This window comes from Christiangramia echinicola DSM 19838, assembly GCF_000423065.1.
GTDB lineage: Bacteria > Bacteroidota > Bacteroidia > Flavobacteriales > Flavobacteriaceae > Christiangramia > Christiangramia echinicola.
The window spans coordinates 81871-105814 of sequence record NZ_AUHG01000019.1; the positions used below are offsets into that span (position 1 = coordinate 81871).

Here is a 23944-nt window from a genome sequence, read left to right on the forward strand (position 1 = left end):
AAAAGAAATCCCGCTAAAAGCGGGATTTTTCTTATGTTGTTTTTAAGCTATCTAATTTATTAGGAGGAATAGGGGTAGGGACGGCATTATCTACTGGATTGGTGCTCTGAAGGTATTTGAACATAGACTCCAGATCTTCATCGTTTAATTTTGCGAAATTTTGCCATGGCATGGGAGGGAGCATCATTCGTCCGTTCTTATCTCCTTTTAACTTTCCTTCTCTCATTGCTGTTTTCCATTTTTCCATGGTCCAGTTTCCAATTCCTGAATCTGATGAGGTTATGTTTGCAGCGTAAGATACTCCCCACGGGCCCACAAATGCGGTTAATTGACCATTCATGAGCATCCAGCCATCGTTCAGAGCTTCAGTGTTCATATTAGGAAGGCTATCTCCGGCCTGGAAACCTGAAAGTGCCAGTTCTGCAATTTCTGCCGGTCCTTTTTCAGTCATTCTTTTAGGAGAATGACAATCATAGCAGCCTATGGTCTCTACAAGGTATTTACCCCTGCTAATACTGTCTTTTACAGTCATTTTCTTTTCTTCTGGAACCTCATTATACTCTTTATCATTACACGAGGTTAAAAATAATAGCGAACCAAGAATAACACTCTGAAGTATAAATTTTGCATTCAGAATTTTTAGGATTTTGTTGATCATTTTTAAATATTGTATTGGTTGATAGCAACTCTAAATTAGTGTAACTAATTGATATTGAATATTATATTCGATGAATTCGACTTGAAAAACGTTTATCTGCATTATTCAGGTTAATCCATATTTGTGTGCAGACAGATTAGAATATTACTTTTGTGGCATGGAAACAGATAATCTAAAGCAGGGTTTTTTTGGTATAGGAATTCAAAACGGGAAGACTCCAGAAAATCTTGGCGTACTGTGGAGATCAGCTCAAAATATGGGAGCCAGTTTTATTTTTACTATCGGAAATCGATATTCAAAACAGGCATGCGATACTCATAAGGCGGTAGGGGCCATGCCATATTTTCCTTATAAAACCTTTGAAGACTTTTATGCTCACCTTCCTAAAGGTGCAATGCTTGTTGGAGTAGAGCTTACAGAAAATGCACAGCCTCTCGAAGAATTTAAGCATCCCAGGAGATGTGTCTATCTTTTAGGCGCAGAAGACCACGGGCTCTCTAATGCCGCTATAGAAAAGGCACATTATCTGGTGAAATTTAAATCTATATTAAGTTTGAATGTTTCTGTAGCAGGAAGTATTGTAATGTATGACCGGGGGTTAAAAACCGAATTTTCTACTTAAAATATGCTGGATTTAATCCTTTTGAACAGAAAAAAGTTCTTTTTCCTTGATCATTTTTGCAGTTAATCCTGGAACCATGTTTTCCCATTCATGATCACCTTCCTTGATCATTTCATATACTTTTCTAGGATGTATGTCTAAAGAATCATCGTCATAATCTTCGATGTCTATTACTTTGCCATTATCCACAAAGAATTTATAAAGTTCCTTGACCCTTGGATGCACCTTTAAGTTTTTACTGGTTATAATTTCGCCGGTCTTTTCATCCCGTATTGGATACAGGTAAACTTTCAGGCTTTTAAAAAATAGCTTACCAAAAGCCTCCAGGATACCACCGCTTAAGTGGCGATAATACCTTTCATTGAAGATATCTATAAGGTTGTCTACGCCCATCACCAGGCCGAGTTCCTTTTTAGTGTGCATTGAGAAATATTCAACAACCTTATAATATTCCTGAAAATTCGAGATCATCACAGTTTGTCCAGATGCACATAACAAGTCTGCTCTATCCAGAAAATCTTTTTCATCGATCTCATCATTATCCTCAGACTTAAGATTGCTTAAGGTCATTTCAAAAATAATTATGCTTCTTTCCGGGTCCACCTCTTCCTGTTCCATAAAAAGTTTCCTGGCGCTCATATACATGTTAAGGTTGAGATTAGTTACGGGTCTGAAACTCCCTCTCAAAGTGAGAATGTTCTTCTTGTATAGTGCGTTGGCGGGAAGAATATTATTTCCTTCTGGCGAGAACATCACCGCCTCCGTGATGCCTTCTTTCACCAGTTCCAGGCTCATTAACCTGTTATCGACATTTTTAAAAACCGGACCTTTGAAATTGATAGAGTCTATCTCGATCTTATCCTTACTTAAATGGTCGTATAGTTTTTTTATTAGAACCTTGGGGTCTTCACTTTGATAATATGCCGCATAAATTAAATTTACGCCCATGATACCAAGACTAATTTGCTGCTGGGAGGCATTATTTTCATGAAATTGAACATGAAGGATGATTTCACTGTATTCCTGCTTAGGCTCTTTTTGAAATTTTATCCCAAGCCAGCCATGACCTTTATATTTTTTGGCCCAATCTATGGTTGCCACGGTATTGGCGTAACTGAAAAATAATTTATTCGGATACTTTTTTCTGGAAAGCCTTTGCTCAATTAATTCGGCTTCATAATCTATCATTCGCTTAAGGCGGCGAACGGTCACATACCTGTTTTGAGGATCTAAGCCATAGATCGCGTCACTAAAATCCTTGTCGTAGGCACTAAGAGTTTTGGCAATGGTGCCTTTTGGATTTCCGGCGCGGAAAAAATGTCTAACGGTTTCCTGTCCGGCACCAATTTCTGCGAAGGTTCCATAAACATTCTCATTCAGATTGAGTCTGGTGCATTTATTCTGAATAGATAAAATGTTTTCAAATTCATCATCGCTTAAGGAACTCATACGGGTCAATTTTTTGTATCTGAAAGTTAGGAATATTTAATGTGCCTGTCGTAAATTTTAAGTAATGTTTAAAATAATTTAAGAGGATATAAGGTAATAAATGTGAACAAGGCCTCATTAACTTTCCTTTTTTATGAATTGAAAATATACTGATCAACTCCCTGTTTAGAAGAGATAAATTAATCTTACTTTAATAGACAAAAATTATTTCCATGAAAGATTTCTTTATTCTTTTTAATATTTACAACTATGAATAATGACTCAGACCAAAACAATCCATTTGGTCTCCTTAAAGACCACGATGCAATCCAGGTGAAGGATGTAAAAGCTTCAGCTAAATTTTATGCTGAAATATTAGGACTGAAAGAGATTCCCAATGGCGGACTTCCAGATCATATAAGATGGTTTCAGCTAGGTGATAAAAAGCAGATACATTTAATCGAAAGCGATGAACTCACTGAGAAATATAAAGGTGTTCATATGGCTCTAAGTACTCCAGATCTGGAAAATTTAAGGTCATTTCTAATTGAAAAGAATATTCCATTTGAAAACTGGCCGGGCGAAGCCAATACTACGAACACCCGCCCGGATGGTATTAAACAGATCTATTTTCAGGATCCAGATGGTTACTGGATCGAAATTAATGATAATCGGCTTTAGGATTTATCTGCCGCAACCTTATAAGTTGGGTCTTCCAGAATGTTCACCTCGATAAGGGCATCAGCATTCTCTAGTAATCTTCGGCAGTCCCTGCTTAAATGTCTTAGATGTACTTTTTTACCAGCTTTACTATAACGCTGTGTAACTTGATTTAAAGCTTCAATGGCAGACATGTCGGCAACACGGCTATCCTTAAAATCGATTATAATCTCATCCGGATCGTTAAGAACATCAAATTTTTCTGCGAAATTAGTGGTAGAAGCAAAGAATAATGGGCCATAAATTTCATAGTGTTTTACACCATTTTCATCAATACTCTTTCGGGCTCTAATTCTCTTGGCGCTTTCCCACGCAAAGAACAATGCCGAAAGTATAACACCTACCAGAACAGCTAAAGCTAGATTGTGTAGAATAACAGTTATAAGTGCTACTATAATTACCAGGAATATATCTTTTTTAGGGACCTTATTAAAGATCTTTAAGCTGGCCCACTCAAAAGTACCAATAGCCACCATGATCATAACACCTACAAGAGCTGCCATTGGAACCTGTTCTATTATTGGAGCACCAAATAAGATGATTGCCAGGATAGTAAATGCAGCAATAATTCCTGATAAACGAGCTCTGGAGCCTGCAGATAAGTTTACAAGAGTTTGAGCAATCATTGGGCATCCTCCCATTCCAAAGAAGAATCCGTTTAATACGTTTGCGCCACCTTGTGCAATACATTCTCTGTTTCCATTCCCTTTGGTTTCTGTAATTTCATCTACCAGGTTTAAGGTAAGTAAACCTTCGGTTAATCCTACTGCTGCCATGATCATAGAATATGGCGCGATAAGTTCTAATGTTTCCCAGTTTAATGGAATTTCAGGAATATGAAAAGGAGGAAAACCACCACTAACAGAGGCGATGTCTTCTACTGTTTTTGTATCTATTCCCAGGAAGTATACCAAAATGAAAACTACTATTATGGCAACTAACGAGGATGGAACTGCTTTGGTGATCTTAGGAAGCAGGACCACAATTGCAATGGTTAAAGCTACTAAACCGGCCATGATATATAACGAAGTTCCAGTTAGCCAAACAATGTCACCGTTTACCACAGTTTTAAACTGGTCTAGCTGAGACATGAATATAATGATCGCTAACCCGTTCACAAATCCAAACATTACAGGATGAGGTACTAAACGTATAAATTTTCCAAGCTTGAAAACTCCAATTACAATCTGAATGACCCCTGCTAAAGCAACGGCGGCAAAAACGTATTCCAGTCCGTTAGATTTCATTAAAGCAATTAGAACAATAACTGTTGCCCCGGCACCTCCGGAAATCATTCCTGGTCTTCCTCCAAATATTGCGGTGATCAATCCCATTATAAAGGAAGCGTATAATCCCATTAGAGGAGGGAATCCAGCTAAGATAGCGAACGATAATGATTCTGGGATCATGGTCATCGCCACTGTTAATCCGGCAAGCACTTCCGTCTTATAGTTAACTTGTTGCTTGAAGTCGAACAGGTTCAGTACTTTTTTCATAATGGGCTTTTTCAGCTTGATTTTAAGAAGCGGCAAAAATAGTCATTAAAAATAGAAGCGCAACTCTTTGAAAGAGTAGATTCATATTTTTATTAATTTATGATTTTCAATGAGTTATATTGTGATAACAGGTAAATTCTTTCATTAAAATGCTGAATATTCAAGCTGCTGAGCGTCAATTGTTAGAAATTCAATAAAGATTAGGTAACAGAATCCAAATGAAATACCTTTGCAAAAATTATCATTATGGCACATAAGGCCGGATTCGTAAATATTATTGGTAATCCCAACGTGGGAAAATCAACCTTAATGAACGCTTTTGTTGGGGAGAGACTTTCTATCATTACTTCTAAAGCACAAACTACCCGTCACAGGATTTTAGGGATCGTGAACGGGGAAGATTTCCAGATGATCTTAAGTGATACACCTGGGATCATTAAACCAGCTTATGAATTGCAGGCTTCGATGATGGATTTTGTAAAATCTGCCTTTGAAGATGCCGATGTGCTTATTTATATAGTGGAAATTGGAGAGCAGGGATTAAAGGATGAAGCCTTTTTTAATAAGATCGCTCATTCTGAAGTGCCGGTTCTTTTACTGTTGAACAAAATTGATAAATCGAATCAGGAGCAACTGGAAGAACAGGTTAAATACTGGGCAGAAAAAGTTCCTACGGCAGAAATTCATCCAATTTCAGCCTTAGAAGGCTTCAATGTTTCTGAAGTTTTCAATAGAATTATAGAATTATTACCAGAATCTCCGGCATTTTATCCAAAGGATACACTTACCGATAAGCCGGAAAGATTTTTCGTGAATGAGATCATCCGTGAAAAGATCCTGATTCATTATAAAAAAGAGATCCCTTACAGTGTGGAGATCGAAACAAGTGAGTTTTTCGAGGAAGATAAGATCATAAGAATGCGAAGTGTGATCATGGTGGAGCGTGATACCCAAAAAGGGATCATTATTGGCCATAAAGGAGCCGCTCTTAAGAGAGTAGGAGTTGAAGCCAGAAAAGATCTTGAGAAATTCTTCGGAAAGCAGGTTCATCTTGAGTTATATGTGAAGGTGAATAAAAACTGGCGTAGCGATAGTAAACAACTTCGAAGATTCGGGTACAACGATAAAAAATAAACTTTTCAGCATAATACAGGAAGCTTTCTAATTGGTTAAAAACCATTAATTTTGCTTTCTGAAATCAATTTATAGTTATGGGCAATATTGTCGCCATTGTAGGTAGACCTAATGTAGGTAAATCAACCTTTTTTAACCGACTTATACAGCGTCGTGAAGCCATTATTGATTCTGTTAGTGGGGTGACCCGTGACAGGCATTATGGAAAGTCTGACTGGAATGGAAAGAGATTTTCATTAATAGATACCGGTGGGTACGTAAAAGGTAGCGATGATATCTTTGAAGCTGAAATTGATAAGCAGGTAGAACTGGCTATTGAAGAGGCAGATGCTATCATTTTCATAGTAGATGTTGAAACTGGTGTTACTTCAATGGATGAAGAGGTGGCGAATTTACTCAGAAGAGTAAATAAACCTGTATTACTTGCTGTAAACAAAGTAGATAATAATAAACGTCTTGCTAATGCAGTAGAATTTTATTCCCTTGGTTTAGGAGAATATTTCCCGATTGCCAGTACAAATGGTAGTGGAACGGGGGATCTTCTTGATGCTCTTATTGAAGCGCTTCCAGAAATCGAAGAGGAAGAAGAATCTGAATTACCAAGATTTGCCGTTGTGGGAAGACCTAATGCCGGGAAATCTTCATTTATAAATGCCTTGATCGGGGAAGATCGTTATATCGTAACAGATATAGCTGGTACAACTCGTGATTCTATTGATACACGTTATAACCGATTTGGTTTTGAATTTAATCTTGTAGATACTGCAGGAATTAGAAGAAAATCTAAGGTAAAGGAGAACCTGGAATTCTATTCGGTGATGCGATCTGTTCGTGCTATAGAAAACTGTGATGTATGTCTGGTTGTTTTAGATGCAACGCGTGGGTTTGATGGACAGGTACAGAATATTTTCTGGCTTGCGCAAAGAAACCATAAGGGTATCGTAATTCTTGTGAACAAATGGGATCTTGTAGATAAAGAAACGAATACTATGAAAGAGTACGAAGCGATGATTCGTCGTGAGATCGAACCTTTCACAGATGTGCCTATTGTTTTTATTTCAGTTTTGACTAAACAAAGAGTTTTTAAAGCTATCGAAACTGCTGTTAAGGTATTTGAGAATAGAAGTAAGAAGATCAAAACCAGAGAGTTTAATGATGTAATTCTTCCTATTATTGAAAGAAATCCGCCGCCGGCGTACAAAGGGAAATTTGTGAAGATCAAATTCTGCATGCAATTGCCAACGCCGCATCCACAATTTGCGTTTTTCTGCAACCTTCCGCAATATGTTAGAGATCCATATAAAAGGTTTCTAGAAAATAAATTAAGACAGGAGTTTGATTTCCAAGGCGTACCGATTTCAATTTTCTTCAGAAAAAAATAACGGTCAGGTTTAAACCATTGTTAAATTATAAAGTCTTAGGAATAGCCGATAATTAGCTTTTAGGCCAATTATCGGCTTTTTCTTTTAACCTAATAAATCTAATCAATGCGTTTATACCTAAGTCTGCTTGGAATTCTAATTAGTAGTATGTCCTTTGCGCAGGAATTTCAAATTTCCGGGAAGGTCGTTGATGACACTTCCAATCCACTTGAATCTGCAACAATTTATACAGAGATACCGGCAGATAGTAGCCTGGTGAGTTATACAATTTCAGAAAAGAATGGCTCTTTCCTGCTTAAGGGTAATACGGAGGCTAAAAAGCTTAATTTAATTATTAGTTACAATGGTTACGCTCCCCATCAACAGGTAATAGAGGTTAAGAAAAATATCGCTCTGGAGGATATTCAGCTTAAACTCATGGATAATGCCTTGGACGAGGTAACCCTTACTGCAACCCGGGCACCAATCACCATAAAGAAAGATACGCTGGAATTCAATGCGAATTCATTTAATACCCGTCAGGATGCTAATCTGGAAGATCTTATGAAAAAGCTACCTGGGGTTGAAGTAGATTCAGACGGGAATATTACCGTTAATGGAAAACCGGTTTCCAGAATACTGGTAAACGGAAAAGAGTTCTTCGGAGATGATCCCAAGATCGCAACTAAAAATCTTCCGAAAGAAATAATTGATAAAGTTCAGGTTACAGATACCAAGACCAAAAGTGAAGAGTTTACAGGAAAGGCCGGGGATGCCGACAATAAGACCATTAATATTGAATTAAAGGAAGACAAAAATAAAGGGTATTTCTCGAGATTAACAGCTGGTGGAGGAACAGATGATCGTTATGAACTAAGTGGAATAGGAAATTATTTTAAGGATGACCTTAGGGTGAGCGTTCTGGCGAGTTCAAATAATATTAATAGCTCTGGATTCAGTTTTGATGAAGTGTTTGATATGATGGGTGGTAATGCTCGTAGTGTAAGATTCAATAGTAATGGATCCTTTAGTATCAATGGTAATGGATTTGGGAGTAGTGGTGGTATTACTAAGTCTGAAACTGCCGGATTTAATTTTGTGAACGAATGGGAAAATGATATGGAGCTCAGCGTTGACTATTTCTATGGAAAAAATGATACCGAAACTCGTACCAGAATTGAGCGTGAAAATATTCTTCCAGATTCCAGATACTTTACAAATTCTGAAAGTTCCAGTAACCTGGTTAATGACAGTCATAGGGCTAATTTAAGGTATGAGGTAGAGTTTGATACTTTAACCAGGCTTTCTATTAGTCCACGATTCAATGCTAATATTGGGTTTTCGTCAAGGAATAGGCTGGAAGAAACCCTTGATGAAAATAAGGAAATTCAAAATGCATCTGTTACCGATGAGATGGAAGATCTCGCTAGTGCAGATTTCACCAACCGGATAGATTTTATAAAAAGGTTTGGAGGGCGAGGATCCTATCTTCAGGTAGATCTGGATCATTCTCATAGTAAACAGCAAAATGATAATATTATTTTTTCTGAAAGTGTTTTTAGTTCAGGAGGAACAGATCAAATAGAGGTTCAGGATCAATTAATAGATCAGGATGAAAAGGAAAATTCATTTGGAATTGGAGTTTCCAAGCGAAGTGTCCTGGCAGACAAATTATTCCTAGATATTAATTATGAATTTTCAACTTCGAGATCCAGGAATACCCGAAATGTATTCGATGCAATAGATGGTGATTACTCTGGTTTCAATGAACTTTTAAGTAATGATTTTGAGGTGGAGAGTTATAAACATACTCCTAATGCCGGGGTTAATTATGAAGGTGAGAAATGGAGAATAAGTACCGAGTTAGGTCTTCTAAGTACTACACTTAAAACAGATAACTTTTTAGAAGAAGTTACCTTTGATAATACTTATAATAATTTATTTGTAGATGCAGATGTGCGCTATTCGCTAGAAAGGTCCAAGAGTGTAAGTTTAGGTTATAGCACTAATGCTGAAGTTCCTTCAGTTAGACAATTACAGCCTGTAATAGACAGAACAAATCCTCTAAATATTGTAGTGGGTAATCCTGAGCTTCAACCTACTTTTAATCAAAGGGTGAATTTTAATTTCAGGAATTTTGATTTTGCTAGTAGGAGTGGATTTTTCACGTATCTGTATTTTAATTTTACAGATAACCAGGTTGTTGCCACTAGCAGCCTCGATGAAAATTTTATTCGAAGAACTACCTATACAAATGTTGATGGTGTGATTAGCGGAAATCTTGGGGGATCATACACTAAAACTTTCAAAAAAGATGCTAGAGAACTGCGTATGCGTCTTAGAGCGAATGCCGGGTACAATCATAACGTAGGATTTATTAACGCGGTGAAGTATAATTCAGATCAATATACTTTGAGTCCTGGAATTCAATTAACCTATGCAATAGATGATCTTTTCGAGATCAATCCTGGTTATACATTAAATTACAACGATATTAGATATGATATTAATAGTGGAAGAGATCAAAGCTATGTGAATCATACTTTATCTTTAGAGGCTACAACATACTGGCCCAAAAATGTCGTTTTTGGAAATGATATTTCTTATAATGAATATGGTAATGTTTCTCCTGGGTTTGATAATACCTCACTACTTTGGAATATGAGTCTGGGCTATCAGTTCCTTAAGGAAAAAGCTACTCTAAAAGTGAAAGTTTATGATCTTTTGAATCAGAACGTCGATACACGAAGATTAGTTGGTGATGATTATATACAGGATGTGAATAATTTAATACTGCAGCGATACGGAATGTTGAGTTTTACATATAAATTCAGCAGTTTTGGTGGAGGAAAACCAGAAGGTAGAAGGGGTGGTAATCGAATAATAAGAATGTAGTGAAAACAGATTTTCTTGATTATGGTCAAATTTGAAAGAAAATTTCCTGACAGAATTGTAGGCGACGTGTACTATGCCTAATTTATTGTGAGTTAAACGATTAAATTTTGAAACAGCCTTCTTGATGCTTATATTTAGTAGAACTGAATATTAATCTTAAAGAGGAAGGCTTATGGAAATTTTTACTGATTTTGTTCACAATTATAACAAATCGCTTCAAGGTTTAAACATCTTTGCGAAAATTGGGGTTACTCTTGCTTTGGCACTAATTCTTATCGCTGTGATAGGAGCCATTGTGAACGTGATTGTATTCAACGTATAATTGTTGAATTATTTAATTTTTCAAGACATTTTATTATTTGACCCGGTTAACTCTGGGCAGGTAATTATTAGTATATCCTGAAGGATATAATATGGACTGGATAAAACAGTCCTGTAAAATATAAAAGTCCGATCAATCGATCGGACTTTATTTATTTAAAGGGTGATGTTTAATTTTCGGGCTACCTTTTTATCGGGTTAAAGATCATATTCTAATGTTTACAACAGAAGGAGCATAAGCGTACATGTTTAAATTCTTTTTTTCCGGCCAGGAGGATTTTTTCAAAATTCTCAAATTCACCTAATTTAATCCTGCCAGATCTATCAGGTAAAAGCTCGCAGGCTTTAGAATGAATTACATGATCTTTTCCTAATCGGGCCTTTTTTTCAATGTAAAAACAAAAACTAATTTCACCTTTAATGATTGGTAACGAAAAGTGATTTAAGAGAAATGTTTTTAAGTTCATTCAAAAGATTTCCCGCAAAATTATGTGACTGTTTGGTCAAAGATGTTTACAGAAAGTCAAATTTTAATTACAAGTTTTAATAAATGGTTATTCTGAATTTTTGATCCTGTACCCAGCTCAATTGCAAAATCGGTATAAAGATGCTGGTGAATAGATCATAATTTTCAATTGTATGGGGATCAGTTATTATCATTACCAAGATAGGGACTAGTGATAAAAGACCTATAAAATAAGTTCGTGTGGGATGTAAGATGAGGGAGCTTAAGTTATTATGATTTTAACGAAAAGCTCATAAAATAAAAAAACCCGCTTCATTTGAAGCGGGTTTTTAAAGGTGGTGCCTCCAGGAATCGAACCAGGGACACAAGGATTTTCAGTCCTTTGCTCTACCAACTGAGCTAAGGCACCAGTTGCTTTGTTAAGCGGTGGCAAATATAATTTCATTTTTAGGAACTCACAAAGGAAATATTAAAAAAATGCTTTTGTATTTTCGCTATTTAAAGAAAACAGGAATGAATTTAGTTATTGATGCCGGGAATACTTCAGTAAAGACTGCTGTTTTTCAAAACAATAGATTAATTGAGAAGCAAATTTTTACTAAAGAAAAATTTTCAGTAGAATTTGAAAAAACTCAAAAAAAATATCCTGAAATCAGAAATTCGATTGTTTCCAGTGTCACTTTTGATGAATTAAATATGATTTCTGAGGTCAAAAAGGTATTTCAGGTTATGGAATTTAATAATTCTACCCCTGTTCCTTTTGAAAATAAATATGCCTCACCAGAAACTTTAGGGAAAGACAGGATCGCTTTAGTAGCTTCTGCAGTTAATTCTTTTGCAAAGAAAAATGTTCTAATCATAGATGCAGGTACATGTATCACCTACGATCTAAAAACATCAGAAGAAAAATATCTGGGCGGTGCAATTTCTCCCGGTTTAAGTATGAGATTTAAAAGTCTGCACAAGTTTACGGCAAATTTACCGTTAGTTACTCCGAAGCCAGAAGCTGATTTAATTGGTGATACTACCGAGAATAGCATATTATCTGGAATTATTAACGGGATTAAAATGGAATTAAAAGGGACTATAGAATCTTATAGCTCTCAATTTGAAGATTTAACAGTTATTTTTACAGGAGGTGATAGTCAAATTTTGTCTATACCATTAAAAAATAGCATATTTGCCAACTCAAATTTTTTGTTAGAAGGACTTAATTTCATTCTAGAATTTAACAAGACTCAATGATAAAACGATTTATAGTAATCGTAGCTTTTTTTTCGGCATTCATAGCTGAAGCACAGGAAAACGTTTCTTCGCCTTATTCGTATTACGGCATTGGTTTAACCAACTTTAAGGGAACCGTAGAGAATAGATCTATGGGAGGATTAAGTATCTTTGCAGATAGCATACATATCAATATGCAAAACCCTGCAAGTTACGGTAGGTTAAAGATGACTAATTACTCTATTGGAGCCAGTCATGATCGTATTAATCTTAAATCGGATGTTGCCAGTGATAATGCAAAGATCACATCCCTGGATTATTTATCCCTTGCCTTCCCGGTGAGTGATAAAGTAGGGATTGGATTGGGAGTTGTGCCGTATACCTCTGTAGGTTACAGGATCCTTGATACTGAAGAAGGTTCCGCTAGTTTATTAAATGGTAGAGGAGGGATGAATAAAGTGTTCCTTTCTGCTGGTTGGGCGGTGACCAACGAATTAAGTGTGGGAGTAGATGCGAATTATAATTTCGGAAACTTTCAGAATTCCCAGAGTATAAATCGGGGAGAGCTGCAATATGGAACCACAGATGTAAACAGGTCTGATATTAAAGGATTTACCTTTAACTTTGGGGCTAATTATCAAAAAATGATAAACGAGACCCTGACATTGCATGTTTCATCTACCTATGCTCCGGCAATGGATCTGGATTCAGAGAATGGTAGAGCGATTTCTACGGTAGATTTTTCTGGAGGGACTGGTCGTGTTATAGATTTTAGAGAGCTGGATCTTGCTAATACACAGTTTGAATTTCCTTCTAAGGTGAGCTTAGGTGCTGGACTTGGAGAAAGAAATAAATGGTTTGTAGGAGCAGAGTATGCGAATGTTGGTTCTTCTTCTTATGAAGATAGTTTTAGTTTTAGAGGTGATAACGGGGAGTATGAAGATGCTTCTCAGATTTCTGTGGGAGGATTTTATATTCCACAATATAACTCGTTTTCAAGTTACTTTGAACGAGTAGTTTACAGGGCTGGATTTAGGTTTGATGAGACCGGTCTTATTGTAAATGATGAGCCTATAAATGAGTTTGGCATGTCTTTTGGATTAGGTTTGCCAGTTGGGTCAAACTTCTCCAACATTAATTTAGGAATCGAGCTTGGGCAAAGAGGTACCAGGGATTCAGGATTAATTCAGGAGAACTTTTTAAGACTGTCTATTGGGCTGTCATTAAATGATAAATGGTTCACTAAGAGAAAATTTAATTAACCACTACAATAAACGACAAAATGAAAAAGAGATTTCTAGCACTAGTAACAATTGCTTTGTCTGGTTTAGGGTCTGTAAGTGCACAATCAGGAGATTGTACTACTATGGCTGCTTTAGCCTATGACGACGCAAAGGCAAAAAATTATGAGGCTGCTTATCCTGCTTTACAAAAGGTAAGAGAAGAGTGTCCTAAGTATAATCTTGCGACCTATCAATATCTTGAAAGAGCAATCGAGTTCAAAATTGATAAAGCTGAAGAAGGAGATAAGAAAGAATTAGTTGAAGAGCTAATTGGAGTTTGGGAACAAAGACTGGAGCTTTATCCTGAGAAAACTTCAAAAGGTAAAATATATTCAGATATTGCGTTATTAAAGTTTGATAACAAAATTGGAGATAAAGAAGATCAGTACATGGCTTTTGATAAAGCTTATACTGAAGATAAAGATAACTTTAAGAGTCCAAAAGGTCTTTATGCATATTTTGACCTGATGGCTGAAATGCAGGATGAAGGTGAAAAAACTCTTCAGGATGTATTTGATAGCTACGATAGAGTATTTACTAAGATCGAAGAAGAAGAAAACGAAGCTGCAGAAAACCTTGCTCCATTATTGAAAAAACAAGAAGAAGGTGAAAGTCTTACTTCAAAGGAGCAAAAACAGATCAAGTATGCAGAGATCAACCTTGCTAACTACAGTAAAGTTAAAGAGGCTATTAATGCAAAGCTTGGTGCAAGAGCAGATTGTGATAACTTAATTCCTTTATACAATAAGGATTTTGAATCTAAAAAGACAGATGTTGCATGGTTGAAGAATGCTAATGCAAGACTTTCTGCTAAAGATTGTACTGAAGATCCATTGTTTATCAAGGTTTCTGAAGCGCTACATAGATTAGAGCCTTCTGCAAAGTCTGCGTATTCTTTAGGTCAGTTAGCTGAATCTGAAGGAGACAGAGCTAAAGCGCTGGACTACTATAATGAAGCTGCAGAACTTGAAACGAACAAGTCAGATCAGGCTAAGATTTATTACAGAATAGCTAGTAACTATAAAGAAAAAGGTAGTTATGGTCAGGCAAGAAACTTTTATAATAAAGCTCTTAAGGCGAAGCCATCATTAGGTAGTGCTTACCTTCAGATCGCGAATATGTATGCTCAGAGTGCTAATAATTGTGGTGAAGATGCATTCAGTAAAAGAGCGGTATACTGGTTAGCTGCTGAATATGCTTCAAAAGCCGCAAGAGTAGATCCATCTATCTCTAGTAATGCAAATCAAGCTGCTGCTGCTTATAAAGGTAGAGCGCCACAGAAATCTGATGTATTCCAGTCTAGTAAAAATGCTGGTGATGCAATCTCGATTGGATGCTGGATAGGAGAAACTGTTCGTATCCCGAGTCTATAAGATAGATGAAACTCACATATAGTAATATAATTTCAGGCATTGTCACGCTCATAGGCGTGACAATGCTTTTTTCATGCGAAGGTAATCTCCAGGAAGTGAGAGCCTTTAGTTTAGAGGAAGATGCACCTCAGGCAATAGCCGAAGGCATCAATTTAAAATTTACAGATTCTGGAAGGTTAGTAGCAACACTAAAGAGTCCGAGAATGCTGGACTACACCAACAAATCTTTTCCTTACCGTGAATTTCCAGATGGGGTAGAAGTAGAGTTCTTTGATGAACAAAACAAAAAAAATACGGTAAATGCAGATTATGGGATCGTGTATGAGAATACCAAGCTCATAGATTTGCAGGGGAATGTTGTTATTTTAACTGCAGATAGTACAAAATTAGAAGCCAGCCAGATATTCTGGGATCAGGATAGAAGCTGGATATTCACAGATAAGCCTAATACCATTAGATTTCCAGACGGTTCTTATACAGATGATCTAGGTTTTGATTCTAATCAGGATTTCAGTAATTTTCGATCTAGAACCAATACAGGTATACAAATTATAGAAGAAGAAAAGGATGAGTAAATTTTTTAGATATTTTGAATATGCATATTTGTTCTTTGCAGCATTCTTTATTTTTGAAGCAATAAGAATTTGGAATACTGAAAGAAATAGAGCCTATTTGTTCCTATTCTTTGTTTGTATCGCCATCTTTATGTTCTTCTTCAAAAGACGTTTTAGACGTAAGTATGAAGATCGTAATAAATAACCTGAATGGAGGTTGATATACTTATTATAGTTTGTTCTCTACTGCTTTCTGCATTTTTTTCAGGGATGGAGATTGCTTATGTTTCTTCGAATAAGATCTTTATTGAGATTGAAAAAAGGCAGAATGACTTTCTGGCCATAGTCCTTAAAAGGCTAACCAAAAAACCATCAAAATTTATTGCTACCATGCTAGTGGGGAATAATATAGCCCTGGTTGTCTATGGTTTTTTTATGGGGGATTTACTAATGGCTTGGTTGGCAGGTGTGGAATCTCAAAGCGGATTTGTGAATTATTTAATCACAGATCTTAGTCTGCTTACCCAAACAATTATTTCTACTCTTATCATTTTACTTACGGCAGAATTCCTGCCAAAAGTGATCTTCCAGATTTATGCCAATACCATGCTTAAGTTCTTTGCGGTACCGGCATATATATTTTATATAATTTTCAGCTTTGTTTCTTCCTTCGTGATATGGATCTCAGATATTATCCTAAAACGTTTTTTTAAAACAGATGGAGATGAGGTTCAGCTGGCCTTTAGTAAAATTGAGCTGGGTAACTTTATTAGTGAGCAAATGGAAACTGTGGAGGAACATGAAGATGTGGATAGTGAAATTCAGATCTTTCAGAATGCGCTTTCCTTTTCAGATATCAAGGCCAGGGAAGTAATGATCCCTAGGACCGAAATTATTGCGGTTGATCAAAATCAGGCTCCAAATGATCTAATTGAAAAATTTACAGAAACAGGCCTTTCCAAGTTATTGGTCTATAACAATACCATAGACGATATTATTGGTTATGTTCATTCTTTCGAATTGTTCAAAAGACCGAAATCTATAAAGTCTATTTTACTGCCCGTTATCTTTGTTCCTGAAACTATGTGGATCAAGGATGTACTTAACATTCTAATCAAAAAAAGAAAGAGTATTGCAGTCGTAATTGATGAATACGGTGGTACCAGTGGAATGATGACCGTTGAGGATATTGTTGAAGAGTTATTCGGCGAGATTGAAGATGAACATGATTCGGCCGTTCTTATCGAGGAAAAACTTGGGGAAGATCATTTTAAGTTTTCAGCAAGATTAGAAGTCGATTATCTAAATGAGAATTATAGGGTTGATATTCCTGTAGGTGAAAATTATGAGACTCTCAGTGGTTTCATCGTGAATTATACTGAAGAAATCCCTCAACAGGGAGAGGTGATTAAAATTGAAGATTTCGAAATAAAAATCTTAGAAACTTCTAATACCAAAATCGAATTGGTGGAGCTGAAAATCGATCCTGAGGATTAAAGCTTGAAAGTTAAGAATTTGCTAATTTTAAATTTTATTATTAGCCTAAAAACCTTATTTTCGCCCCCTATATTTTGATAAATTACACATTCAAATGGCAGTATTAAATAAAATCAGACAAAGGTCTGTTTTCTTGATTATCATCATTGCATTGGCTTTATTCTCTTTCGTATTGGCCGATGTGATTAGAAATGGAGGGTTAAGCTCTCAGAATTCTCAGAACGTTATTGCTACCGTAAACGGTGACGAAATTAGTAGAGAGGAATTTGCCCGTGAAGTAGAGGCATTTGAAAGAAATATGGGTAGAAACGTAAGCACTACTCAGGCTGTCAACCGTATTTGGGATCAGAAGTTAAGAGAAGTGATCTTAAATGAGCAGGTTGACGAGCTTGGAATTAGAGCTGGAGAAGGACAGATCACAAATCTGGTTCGTTCGCAAATGGCTGGAAATCCAAACTTCACCAATGAAGCAGGAATGTTCGATGAGAACAGGTTAAGAGAGTATGTTGCTAATTTAAAGGAGACTTCTCCTGAGGCTTATGCACAATGGCAACAATTCACTTCTAACCTGGCGAAAACTGCCAAATTGAATACTTACTATAATATGGTAAGCGCAGGTGTTGGAGCAACTCTTTTAGAAGGTGAGCAGGCTTACAGACTTCAGAATGATAATATCAACATGAAGTTCGTACAGGTTCCTTATTCTTCTATTCCAGATAGCGAAGTAGAGGTAACTAAATCTGATATCAAATCTTATATCGATAATCATTCTTCAAGATTCGAAACAGATGCTTCAAGAAGTCTTCAGTATGTGATCTTCACTGAGAATGCATCTGGAGATGATAAATCTGAAGCTAAAGAAGCTATTAGCTCATTAAGAGATCAGCGTGTGGAATATAATGCTGCTATTGGAGCAAATGATACGCTGGCTGGATTCGATTCAACAGCAGATTATGCTGATTTTATCAGTAACAATTCAGATTTACCTTTTGAAAACAGATTCAAATTCAGAAATGATTTTTCAGGAGAAAATGCTGAAGCTGTCTTTAATCTGAATGAAGGTGAAACTTTTGGACCTTACGAGGAGAATGGGTACTGGAAATTAAGTAAGGTTGTTGAAACTAAAAACATACCAGATTCTGTAAAAGCAAGCCATATTCTTATTGCTTATGAAGGGACTCAGTTAGGAGCCGGTTCAGCAAGAAATAAGGAAGAAGCTGAGCAACTTGCAGATAGTATTGCTAATGTAGCACGTGCAGATAAAGAGAAGTTTGCAGAATTAGCTATGGAATATTCTGCTGATACTTCAAACAAAGAACAGGCTGGAGATCTTGGATATTTTGTACCAGGAATGATGATCCCGGCGTTTGAGAATTATGTATTTGATAATTCAACCGGAGATATTGGGGTGGTAGAAACTCCACTTGGTTACCATGTGATCTCTGTCGAAGATCAAACGGAGGCTGCTAGAGCGGTTAAAGTTGCGACTATCGCCAGAGAAATACAGGCTTCAGAGAAAACGATGAACGATCTTTTTAATGAAGTGACAAAATTCGAGATCTCTGCATCAGAAGGAGATTTTTCTGAAGTCGCTAAAAAAGAGAATTACGAAGTAAAGACAGTAAAAGATATTAAAGCTTTAGAAGAAAATATCCCGGGTGCTGGTGCTCAACGTAGAGTTATTCAGTGGGCATTTGAAGATGAAGCTAGTGTTGGAGATGTAAGAAGATTCGATACTAATAATGGATATATCGTAGCGCAGTTAACTTCCAAGAAAGATAAAGGATTAATGAGTGTAGAAGAAGCTTCTTCGACTGTTACTCCTATCCTTAAGAAGGAGAAAAAGGCTGAAGTTATTAAAAGCAGATTAAAAGGTAGTACACTTCAGGAGATTGCCAGTAATCAGGGTGTAAGTGTTCAAACTGCAGATGCGGTGAACCTTAGTAGCCCTACTCTGGCAGGTGCTGGTGAAGAGCCAGAAGTTGTTGGAGCAATATTCTCTTTAGAAGCTGGAAAAGTAAGTGAGCCAATCGCTGGTGAAAAAGGTGTTTATGTAGGAGAATTAGTAAGTAAGTTCGAAGCTCCGGCTATGGATTCTTATAAAGGTTTTGCACAACAGGAAAGTGCTGCTCGTAGAGCGCAGGCAGGATCCAGAGTATTCGAAGCTTTAAAAAAGAAGGCTGAAATTGAAGATAACAGATCTAGATTTTACTAGAAATTAGATATTATATTAAATTAAAAACCTCACCATTTCGTGAGGTTTTTTTATTTGATCAGGTCCGAATAATTTAAGATCGTATCATATCCTTTGGCCCTGAAATATTGTTTGTTCTTTTCATCTCCGATAGCGAGAACGAAATCTCCTCCCCAGCCACCAAGGCTTTTAATTAGATTGGGAAAATCAGGGAAAAGTTCTGTTTTAATTCTCGGGAGATCAATGGCCTTTGAGATGAGAGTTTCATGAGCCTTAAGCAATATTCTAAACTCCTCCAGGCTTTCAGATCTTATGATCTGCTCGGTGATGCCTGAGATCTTTTCAACCAGTCCTGTAATGCTTTCTTTGGGCTGATTGCGGTAATGTGCTATAGCTTCTCTGCTATTCTGTTTTCGATTTAAATAAACGAAGAAAAGCTGATCTTTAAATGGAGGATCAAAATCTGCCGTGTAAGCTGCAGGTCCATGTTTCGTGATCTGGTAGGTAATAGGAAGGTCGCTGCCGGCAACAGCGATATCGTATCCGCTACCGCCAAAGCTTTCCTTTAATAATTCATAAGGATTTATGCTCAGCCATTGCGCCAGATTGTTAATCAATGTGGAAGATGTTCCTAAGCCCCATTTTCTATTAAAATCCTGGCGGGTGGTAATACTGAAACCCGTTTTTGAAAAAGCATCGGAATTAGCCTTGTAAGCCGATTGTAAAAGTTGCTGAAGTCTTTTAGAGATTTCTTTAGATTCAGGATCCTGGTTATTCGTTATATCCTGGAATTCTCCATTTTCGATCTTGAAATCTGATTCAAACCAGATTTTACCATTTTCATCCAGACTTTTCCAGGAAATAATGTTGGGTCCGTTTTCGGACACTTCCAGACTTTGCCCTTTGGTAGTGGGCACAGCTAATGATTTTGCGCCATCTAGAACTGCATATTCTCCGGTGATTAATAATTTTCCATTGCTTTTGAATTCTAACATTAAGATCGCATTTTTTCTAGTTGTTCAATCACACTGCTATGGGTGATAGTATGATGCGTAAAAAATTCTACCATTTCTTCTTTTTCTTCTTCTGTCGCCTGGTTCTGGTTCAGGATATTCATAAGATGCATTTTCATGTGTCCTTGCTGGATACCTGTAGTAATTAAAGATCTCAAAGCAGCAAAATTCTGAGCCAATCCCGCAACCGCTGTGATTTCCATTAATTCGTTTGCTGATGGTCTTTGTAAAATGTCCAGGGCTAATTTTACCAGTGGATGTAAGCTGGTTAATCCTCCTACGGTTCCAAGGGCTAAAGGCACTTCCATCCAGAATTTGAAGATTCCGTCCTCGATTGTAGCATGGGTAAGACTGGAATATTTTCCGTTTCTCGAAGCAAAAGCGTGGACACCGGCTTCTACAGCTCTAAAATCATTTCCTGTAGCTAAAACAACGGCATCAATTCCATTCATTACTCCCTTGTTGTGGGTAACAGCCCGGTAAGGTTCAATTTCAGCGATTCTAACAGCCTGAATAAATTTCTTCGCAAATTGCTCCCCGCTTATAGTGCTATCTTCTGAGAGTTCATTTACAGGACAGGATACTTCTGCTCTAACAGTACATTCCGGAACATAATTGGATAAAATGCTCATGATCACCTCGAGATTTTTCTCCTCTTCAGTAAAAACAGGGTTAGATTTGGCTTCGGCTTCCAGAACTTCAGCAAATTTCTCGAGGCAGGAATTTATAAAATTCGCTCCCATAGAATCCCTGGTGTCGAAATTTACAAATAGCTGGTAGTAGTTTTCCAGTTCTTCGGTTTTATCGATCAGGTTGATATTCAGAATTCCACCACCCCTTTTTTCCATATTTCGGGTAATGGGTTTTACAGATTCTCTAAGTTTCGGTTCAATCTTTGTGACCAATTTGTCGAGCTTAGAAAAATCTCCTTGGAACAGAAAGTGGACCTGGCCAATTTTTTTGTTATTGATAACTGTGGCTTTAAAGCCTCCCCTTTCATTCCAGAATTTCGCTGCTTTACTGGCAGCGGCTACAACAGAGCTTTCTTCTATAGCCATTGGCAAAACGTGATATTTGCCATTTATTAAAAAGTTTGGTGCAAGACCTAGTGGTAAGTAAAAGTTTGAAACTGTATTTTCTATAAATTCATCATGAAGCTTTTGCAAGTCATTGTCATCATTCCAGTACTGTTTCAGGACCGAGACTGCTGCGGCTGAATTATCAAGATAATTTTCCGACAGCCAATTTATTTTTTCAGTTTTGTTAAGTTTTGAAAATCCGTTTACGGGCTTTGTCATTTTTTAGGTATTTCAGGAGGTCAAAGATACAAAGCTTATTTTTTAGAGACTTATAAATTAGTCTGGATGAAGTATCTAAAGCCGAACTTTTCTTGACAGATTGTTATTATTTATCAACTCTGCAGGTTATTTTTTCGGTAAATTTTAGTAAACTTGGCCTGCATTAAATATTCTATAATTTATATGAAGTTCCCCGCAATACTGGTTGCTTTTATTTTAGCAGCCTCTTCTGTGTTAACAGCACAAAAAAAAGAAGTAAGTCTTGAAGAAATCTGGAGTGGCACCTTCCGTCAGGAAAGATTACAATCCCTGCAATCCTTAGATAATGGTGAAGAATATGTGATCTTAAATCGTGATCGTAAAACCGGTTCTTCTAGCATCGATGTTTACAGCTACGAAACAGGGAGGAAAACAAAAACTATATTGAGTAGTGCAGATCTTGATGAGATCAAGTCATTTTCAAATTTCAAATTCAGTGAAAAAGAAGATAAAATTCTATTATCTACAGAGGTTGAGCCTATCTTTAGAAGATCTACTAAAGAGGTTTTTTACGTTTACGATATAAAAACTAAAGAACTAAAAAAGGTAAGCGACCAGAAAATTCAGGAGGCATCATTTTCTCCAGATGCTAGCAAAGTAGCCTATGTTTTGAATAACAATATATACATTCTTGATCTTAATAAAGAAGCGACAGTTCAGGTTACCCAGGATGGTGAAATGAATAAGATCATTAACGGGGTTACAGACTGGGTTTATGAGGAAGAATTTTCTTTTGTAAAAGCGTTTGAATGGAATCCTACTGGTGAAAAGATCGCATATATAAAATTTGATGAAACTGACGTTCCCGAATTCTCTATGGATCTTTTTGGTAAAGATCTTTACCCAACCCAGGAAGTTTTTAAATATCCAAAGGCCGGAGAAGCTAATTCTAAAGTAAGTCTGCATATGTATGATGTAGAGGAGAAGTCTTCAGAAGAAATAGACCTGGGAGATAAATATGATATCGCCAAGGAAACCTCAGATATGAATGAGGATGCTATTGGAGACTTTTATATTCCGCGTATTAAGTGGACGGCAGATCCTATGATCTTAAGTGTGCAGGTGATTAACAGGCCTCAGAATGATCTAGACCTGATCTTTGTGGATGCAGATGATAATGACACCGAGGTTATTCTTAATGAAACAGATGCTGCTTATGTTGATATCACAGATAACTTAACTTTTTTAAAGGATAACAGCTTTATCTGGACCAGTGAAAAAGATGGGTATAACCATATTTATCACTACGATGAAGATGGAGATCTTATGGATCAGGTAACCAGCGGAAACTGGGAAGTAACAAATTACTATGGTTATGATGCCAAGGCAGACAGGATCTATTTTCAAAGTACCGAGAATGGGAGTGTAAATCGAGATGTGTTTTCGATCAAACCAAATGGTAAAAATAAGACCAAGCTAACCGAAAGAACTGGAACCAATTCAGCATCATTTAGCGCAGATTTCACTTACTTCATCAATACTTTCAATAGCGTTGATACTCCGCCGGTATATACTTTGCATAAAGCAAAAGATGGTAAGCAGGTACGTGAAATTTTAAATAATCAGAAATTATTAGACAAGGTTTCTGAATATGATTTCGCTCCTAAAGAATTAACTACAATAAACGTTCTTGGAAACGATCTTAACATGTCTATCATCAAACCTTCAGATTTTGATGAGAACAAAGAATATCCACTATTAATGTTTCAGTATTCAGGACCGGGATCACAATCGGTTTCTAATTCATATTATGGATCCAATGACTACTGGCATCAACTTTTAGCGAATAAAGGATATATTGTTGTAACCGTAGATGGTAGAGGGACAGGTTATAAAGGAGCCGAATTTAAAAAGGTGACCTATAAAGAACTTGGAAAATATGAGGTTGAAGATCAGATCGCTGCTGCCAGAAAATTAGGTGAAAGAGAATATATAGATTCAGAGAGAATTGGGATCTGGGGATGGAGTTATGGAGGATATATGTCTTCTAATGCTATCCTTAAAGGAAATGATGTGTTCACTGCAGCCATCGCTGTAGCCCCGGTAACCAGCTGGAGATTTTACGATTCGGTTTATACTGAAAGGTATATGGGAATTCCGCAGGAGAATGCTTCAGGATATGATGATAATTCACCTTTGTCCCATGTAGATAAGCTTAAAGGAGAATACCTGATCATTCATGGTGGTGGTGACGATAATGTACATGTTCAGAATACTATGAGAATGGTAGAAGAACTTATACAGGCTAACAAACAATTCGAATGGGCGATATATCCTGACAAAAACCATGGGATCTACGGTGGTAACACAAGATTGCATCTGTATACTCTTATGACAGATTTTATACTGGAAAAATTATAATTAAAAC

At 36.7% G+C, this 23944-nt stretch carries 18 protein-coding genes and 1 tRNA gene; 13 read left to right on the forward strand and 6 right to left on the reverse strand.

Annotated features, from left to right (window positions below; all coding sequences use genetic code 11):
• Positions 1 to 31: 31 nt before the first annotated feature.
• Positions 32 to 658, reverse strand: a complete 627-nt coding sequence (locus tag G530_RS0114675; RefSeq protein ID WP_035716569.1) for a c-type cytochrome — start codon at positions 656 to 658, stop codon at positions 32 to 34.
• Positions 659 to 815: 157 nt separating this feature from the next.
• Between G530_RS0114675 and G530_RS0114680 the strand changes: the two genes are divergently transcribed.
• The gene (locus tag G530_RS0114680) at positions 816 to 1280 is read left to right on the forward strand and encodes an RNA methyltransferase (RefSeq protein WP_026935247.1); all 465 of its coding nucleotides are present in this window, start codon (positions 816 to 818) and stop codon (positions 1278 to 1280) included.
• Between the two features lie 12 nt (positions 1281 to 1292).
• On the opposite strand, the gene G530_RS0114685 is transcribed toward G530_RS0114680, so the two are convergent.
• Complete coding sequence (locus G530_RS0114685; RefSeq protein ID WP_026935248.1) at positions 1293 to 2729, reverse strand: hypothetical protein; 1437 nt, start codon at positions 2727 to 2729, stop codon at positions 1293 to 1295.
• 249 nt (positions 2730 to 2978) lie between these two features.
• Between G530_RS0114685 and G530_RS0114690 the strand changes: the two genes are divergently transcribed.
• Positions 2979 to 3389 carry a VOC family protein gene (locus G530_RS0114690; RefSeq protein WP_051199813.1) on the forward strand — a complete coding sequence of 137 codons (411 nt, stop codon included), beginning with the start codon at positions 2979 to 2981 and terminating at the stop codon, positions 3387 to 3389.
• Here the strand turns inward: G530_RS0114690 and G530_RS0114695 are convergent.
• Entirely contained in the window at positions 3386 to 4924 is a 1539-nt protein-coding gene (locus tag G530_RS0114695) for a SulP family inorganic anion transporter (RefSeq protein WP_026935250.1), read from the reverse strand. The genes G530_RS0114690 and G530_RS0114695 overlap by 4 nt on opposite strands.
• Positions 4925 to 5170: 246 nt before the next feature.
• Here G530_RS0114695 and era point away from each other — a divergent pair, with 246 nt between their 5' ends.
• The 3 genes from era (at position 5171) to G530_RS0114710 (ending at position 10314) form a co-directional block, all read left to right on the forward strand.
• The gene (era, locus tag G530_RS0114700; RefSeq protein WP_026935251.1) at positions 5171 to 6058 is read left to right on the forward strand and encodes a GTPase Era; all 888 of its coding nucleotides are present in this window, start codon (positions 5171 to 5173) and stop codon (positions 6056 to 6058) included.
• Between the two features lie 77 nt (positions 6059 to 6135).
• Complete coding sequence (gene der, locus G530_RS0114705; RefSeq protein WP_026935252.1) at positions 6136 to 7440, forward strand: ribosome biogenesis GTPase Der; 1305 nt, start codon at positions 6136 to 6138, stop codon at positions 7438 to 7440.
• Between the two features lie 105 nt (positions 7441 to 7545).
• Entirely contained in the window at positions 7546 to 10314 is a 2769-nt protein-coding gene (locus G530_RS0114710; protein ID WP_026935253.1) for an outer membrane beta-barrel protein, read from the forward strand.
• A 1123-nt stretch (positions 10315 to 11437) separates the two neighbouring features.
• Here G530_RS0114710 and G530_RS0114725 read toward each other — a convergent pair.
• Positions 11438 to 11510: transfer RNA gene (locus tag G530_RS0114725), tRNA-Phe, on the reverse strand.
• 104 nt (positions 11511 to 11614) lie between these two features.
• Between G530_RS0114725 and G530_RS0114730 the strand changes: the two genes are divergently transcribed.
• The 7 genes from G530_RS0114730 (at position 11615) to G530_RS0114755 (ending at position 19247) form a co-directional block, all read left to right on the forward strand.
• Positions 11615 to 12346, forward strand: coding sequence for a type III pantothenate kinase (locus G530_RS0114730; protein ID WP_026935255.1), 732 nt, complete (start codon positions 11615 to 11617; stop codon positions 12344 to 12346).
• Positions 12343 to 13587: a BamG family beta-barrel-assembly machinery protein gene (bamG, locus tag G530_RS0114735; protein WP_026935256.1), complete on the forward strand. Its 1245-nt coding sequence runs from the start codon at positions 12343 to 12345 to the stop codon at positions 13585 to 13587. The genes G530_RS0114730 and bamG overlap by 4 nt, the downstream gene beginning before the upstream one ends.
• Before the next feature lie 20 nt (positions 13588 to 13607).
• Complete coding sequence (locus G530_RS0114740) at positions 13608 to 14981, forward strand: hypothetical protein (RefSeq protein WP_026935257.1); 1374 nt, start codon at positions 13608 to 13610, stop codon at positions 14979 to 14981.
• Between the two features lie 5 nt (positions 14982 to 14986).
• On the forward strand, positions 14987 to 15556 hold the full coding sequence (gene lptC / locus G530_RS0114745) for an LPS export ABC transporter periplasmic protein LptC (protein WP_026935258.1): 570 nt from the start codon (positions 14987 to 14989) through the stop codon (positions 15554 to 15556).
• Positions 15549 to 15740, forward strand: coding sequence for a hypothetical protein (locus G530_RS17550; protein WP_084519477.1), 192 nt, complete (start codon positions 15549 to 15551; stop codon positions 15738 to 15740). The genes lptC and G530_RS17550 overlap by 8 nt, the downstream gene beginning before the upstream one ends.
• 5 nt (positions 15741 to 15745) lie before the next feature.
• On the forward strand, positions 15746 to 17032 hold the full coding sequence (locus tag G530_RS0114750; RefSeq protein ID WP_026935259.1) for a hemolysin family protein: 1287 nt from the start codon (positions 15746 to 15748) through the stop codon (positions 17030 to 17032).
• A gap of 94 nt (positions 17033 to 17126) precedes the next feature.
• The gene (locus tag G530_RS0114755) at positions 17127 to 19247 is read left to right on the forward strand and encodes a peptidylprolyl isomerase (RefSeq protein WP_026935260.1); all 2121 of its coding nucleotides are present in this window, start codon (positions 17127 to 17129) and stop codon (positions 19245 to 19247) included.
• Positions 19248 to 19297: 50 nt separating this feature from the next.
• Here the strand turns inward: G530_RS0114755 and G530_RS0114760 are convergent, their stop codons facing one another.
• Together G530_RS0114760 and G530_RS0114765 are read right to left on the reverse strand one after the other, a co-directional pair.
• The gene (locus tag G530_RS0114760; RefSeq protein ID WP_026935261.1) at positions 19298 to 20221 is read right to left on the reverse strand and encodes a GYDIA family GHMP kinase; all 924 of its coding nucleotides are present in this window, start codon (positions 20219 to 20221) and stop codon (positions 19298 to 19300) included.
• Positions 20221 to 21537: a hydroxymethylglutaryl-CoA reductase, degradative gene (locus G530_RS0114765; RefSeq protein WP_026935262.1), complete on the reverse strand. Its 1317-nt coding sequence runs from the start codon at positions 21535 to 21537 to the stop codon at positions 20221 to 20223. Before G530_RS0114765 ends, G530_RS0114760 begins: the two co-directional genes overlap by 1 nt.
• A 183-nt stretch (positions 21538 to 21720) precedes the next feature.
• Here G530_RS0114765 and G530_RS0114770 point away from each other — a divergent pair, with 183 nt between their 5' ends.
• Positions 21721 to 23937 carry a S9 family peptidase gene (locus G530_RS0114770; RefSeq protein WP_026935263.1) on the forward strand — a complete coding sequence of 739 codons (2217 nt, stop codon included), beginning with the start codon at positions 21721 to 21723 and terminating at the stop codon, positions 23935 to 23937.
• Positions 23938 to 23944 lie beyond the last annotated feature (7 nt).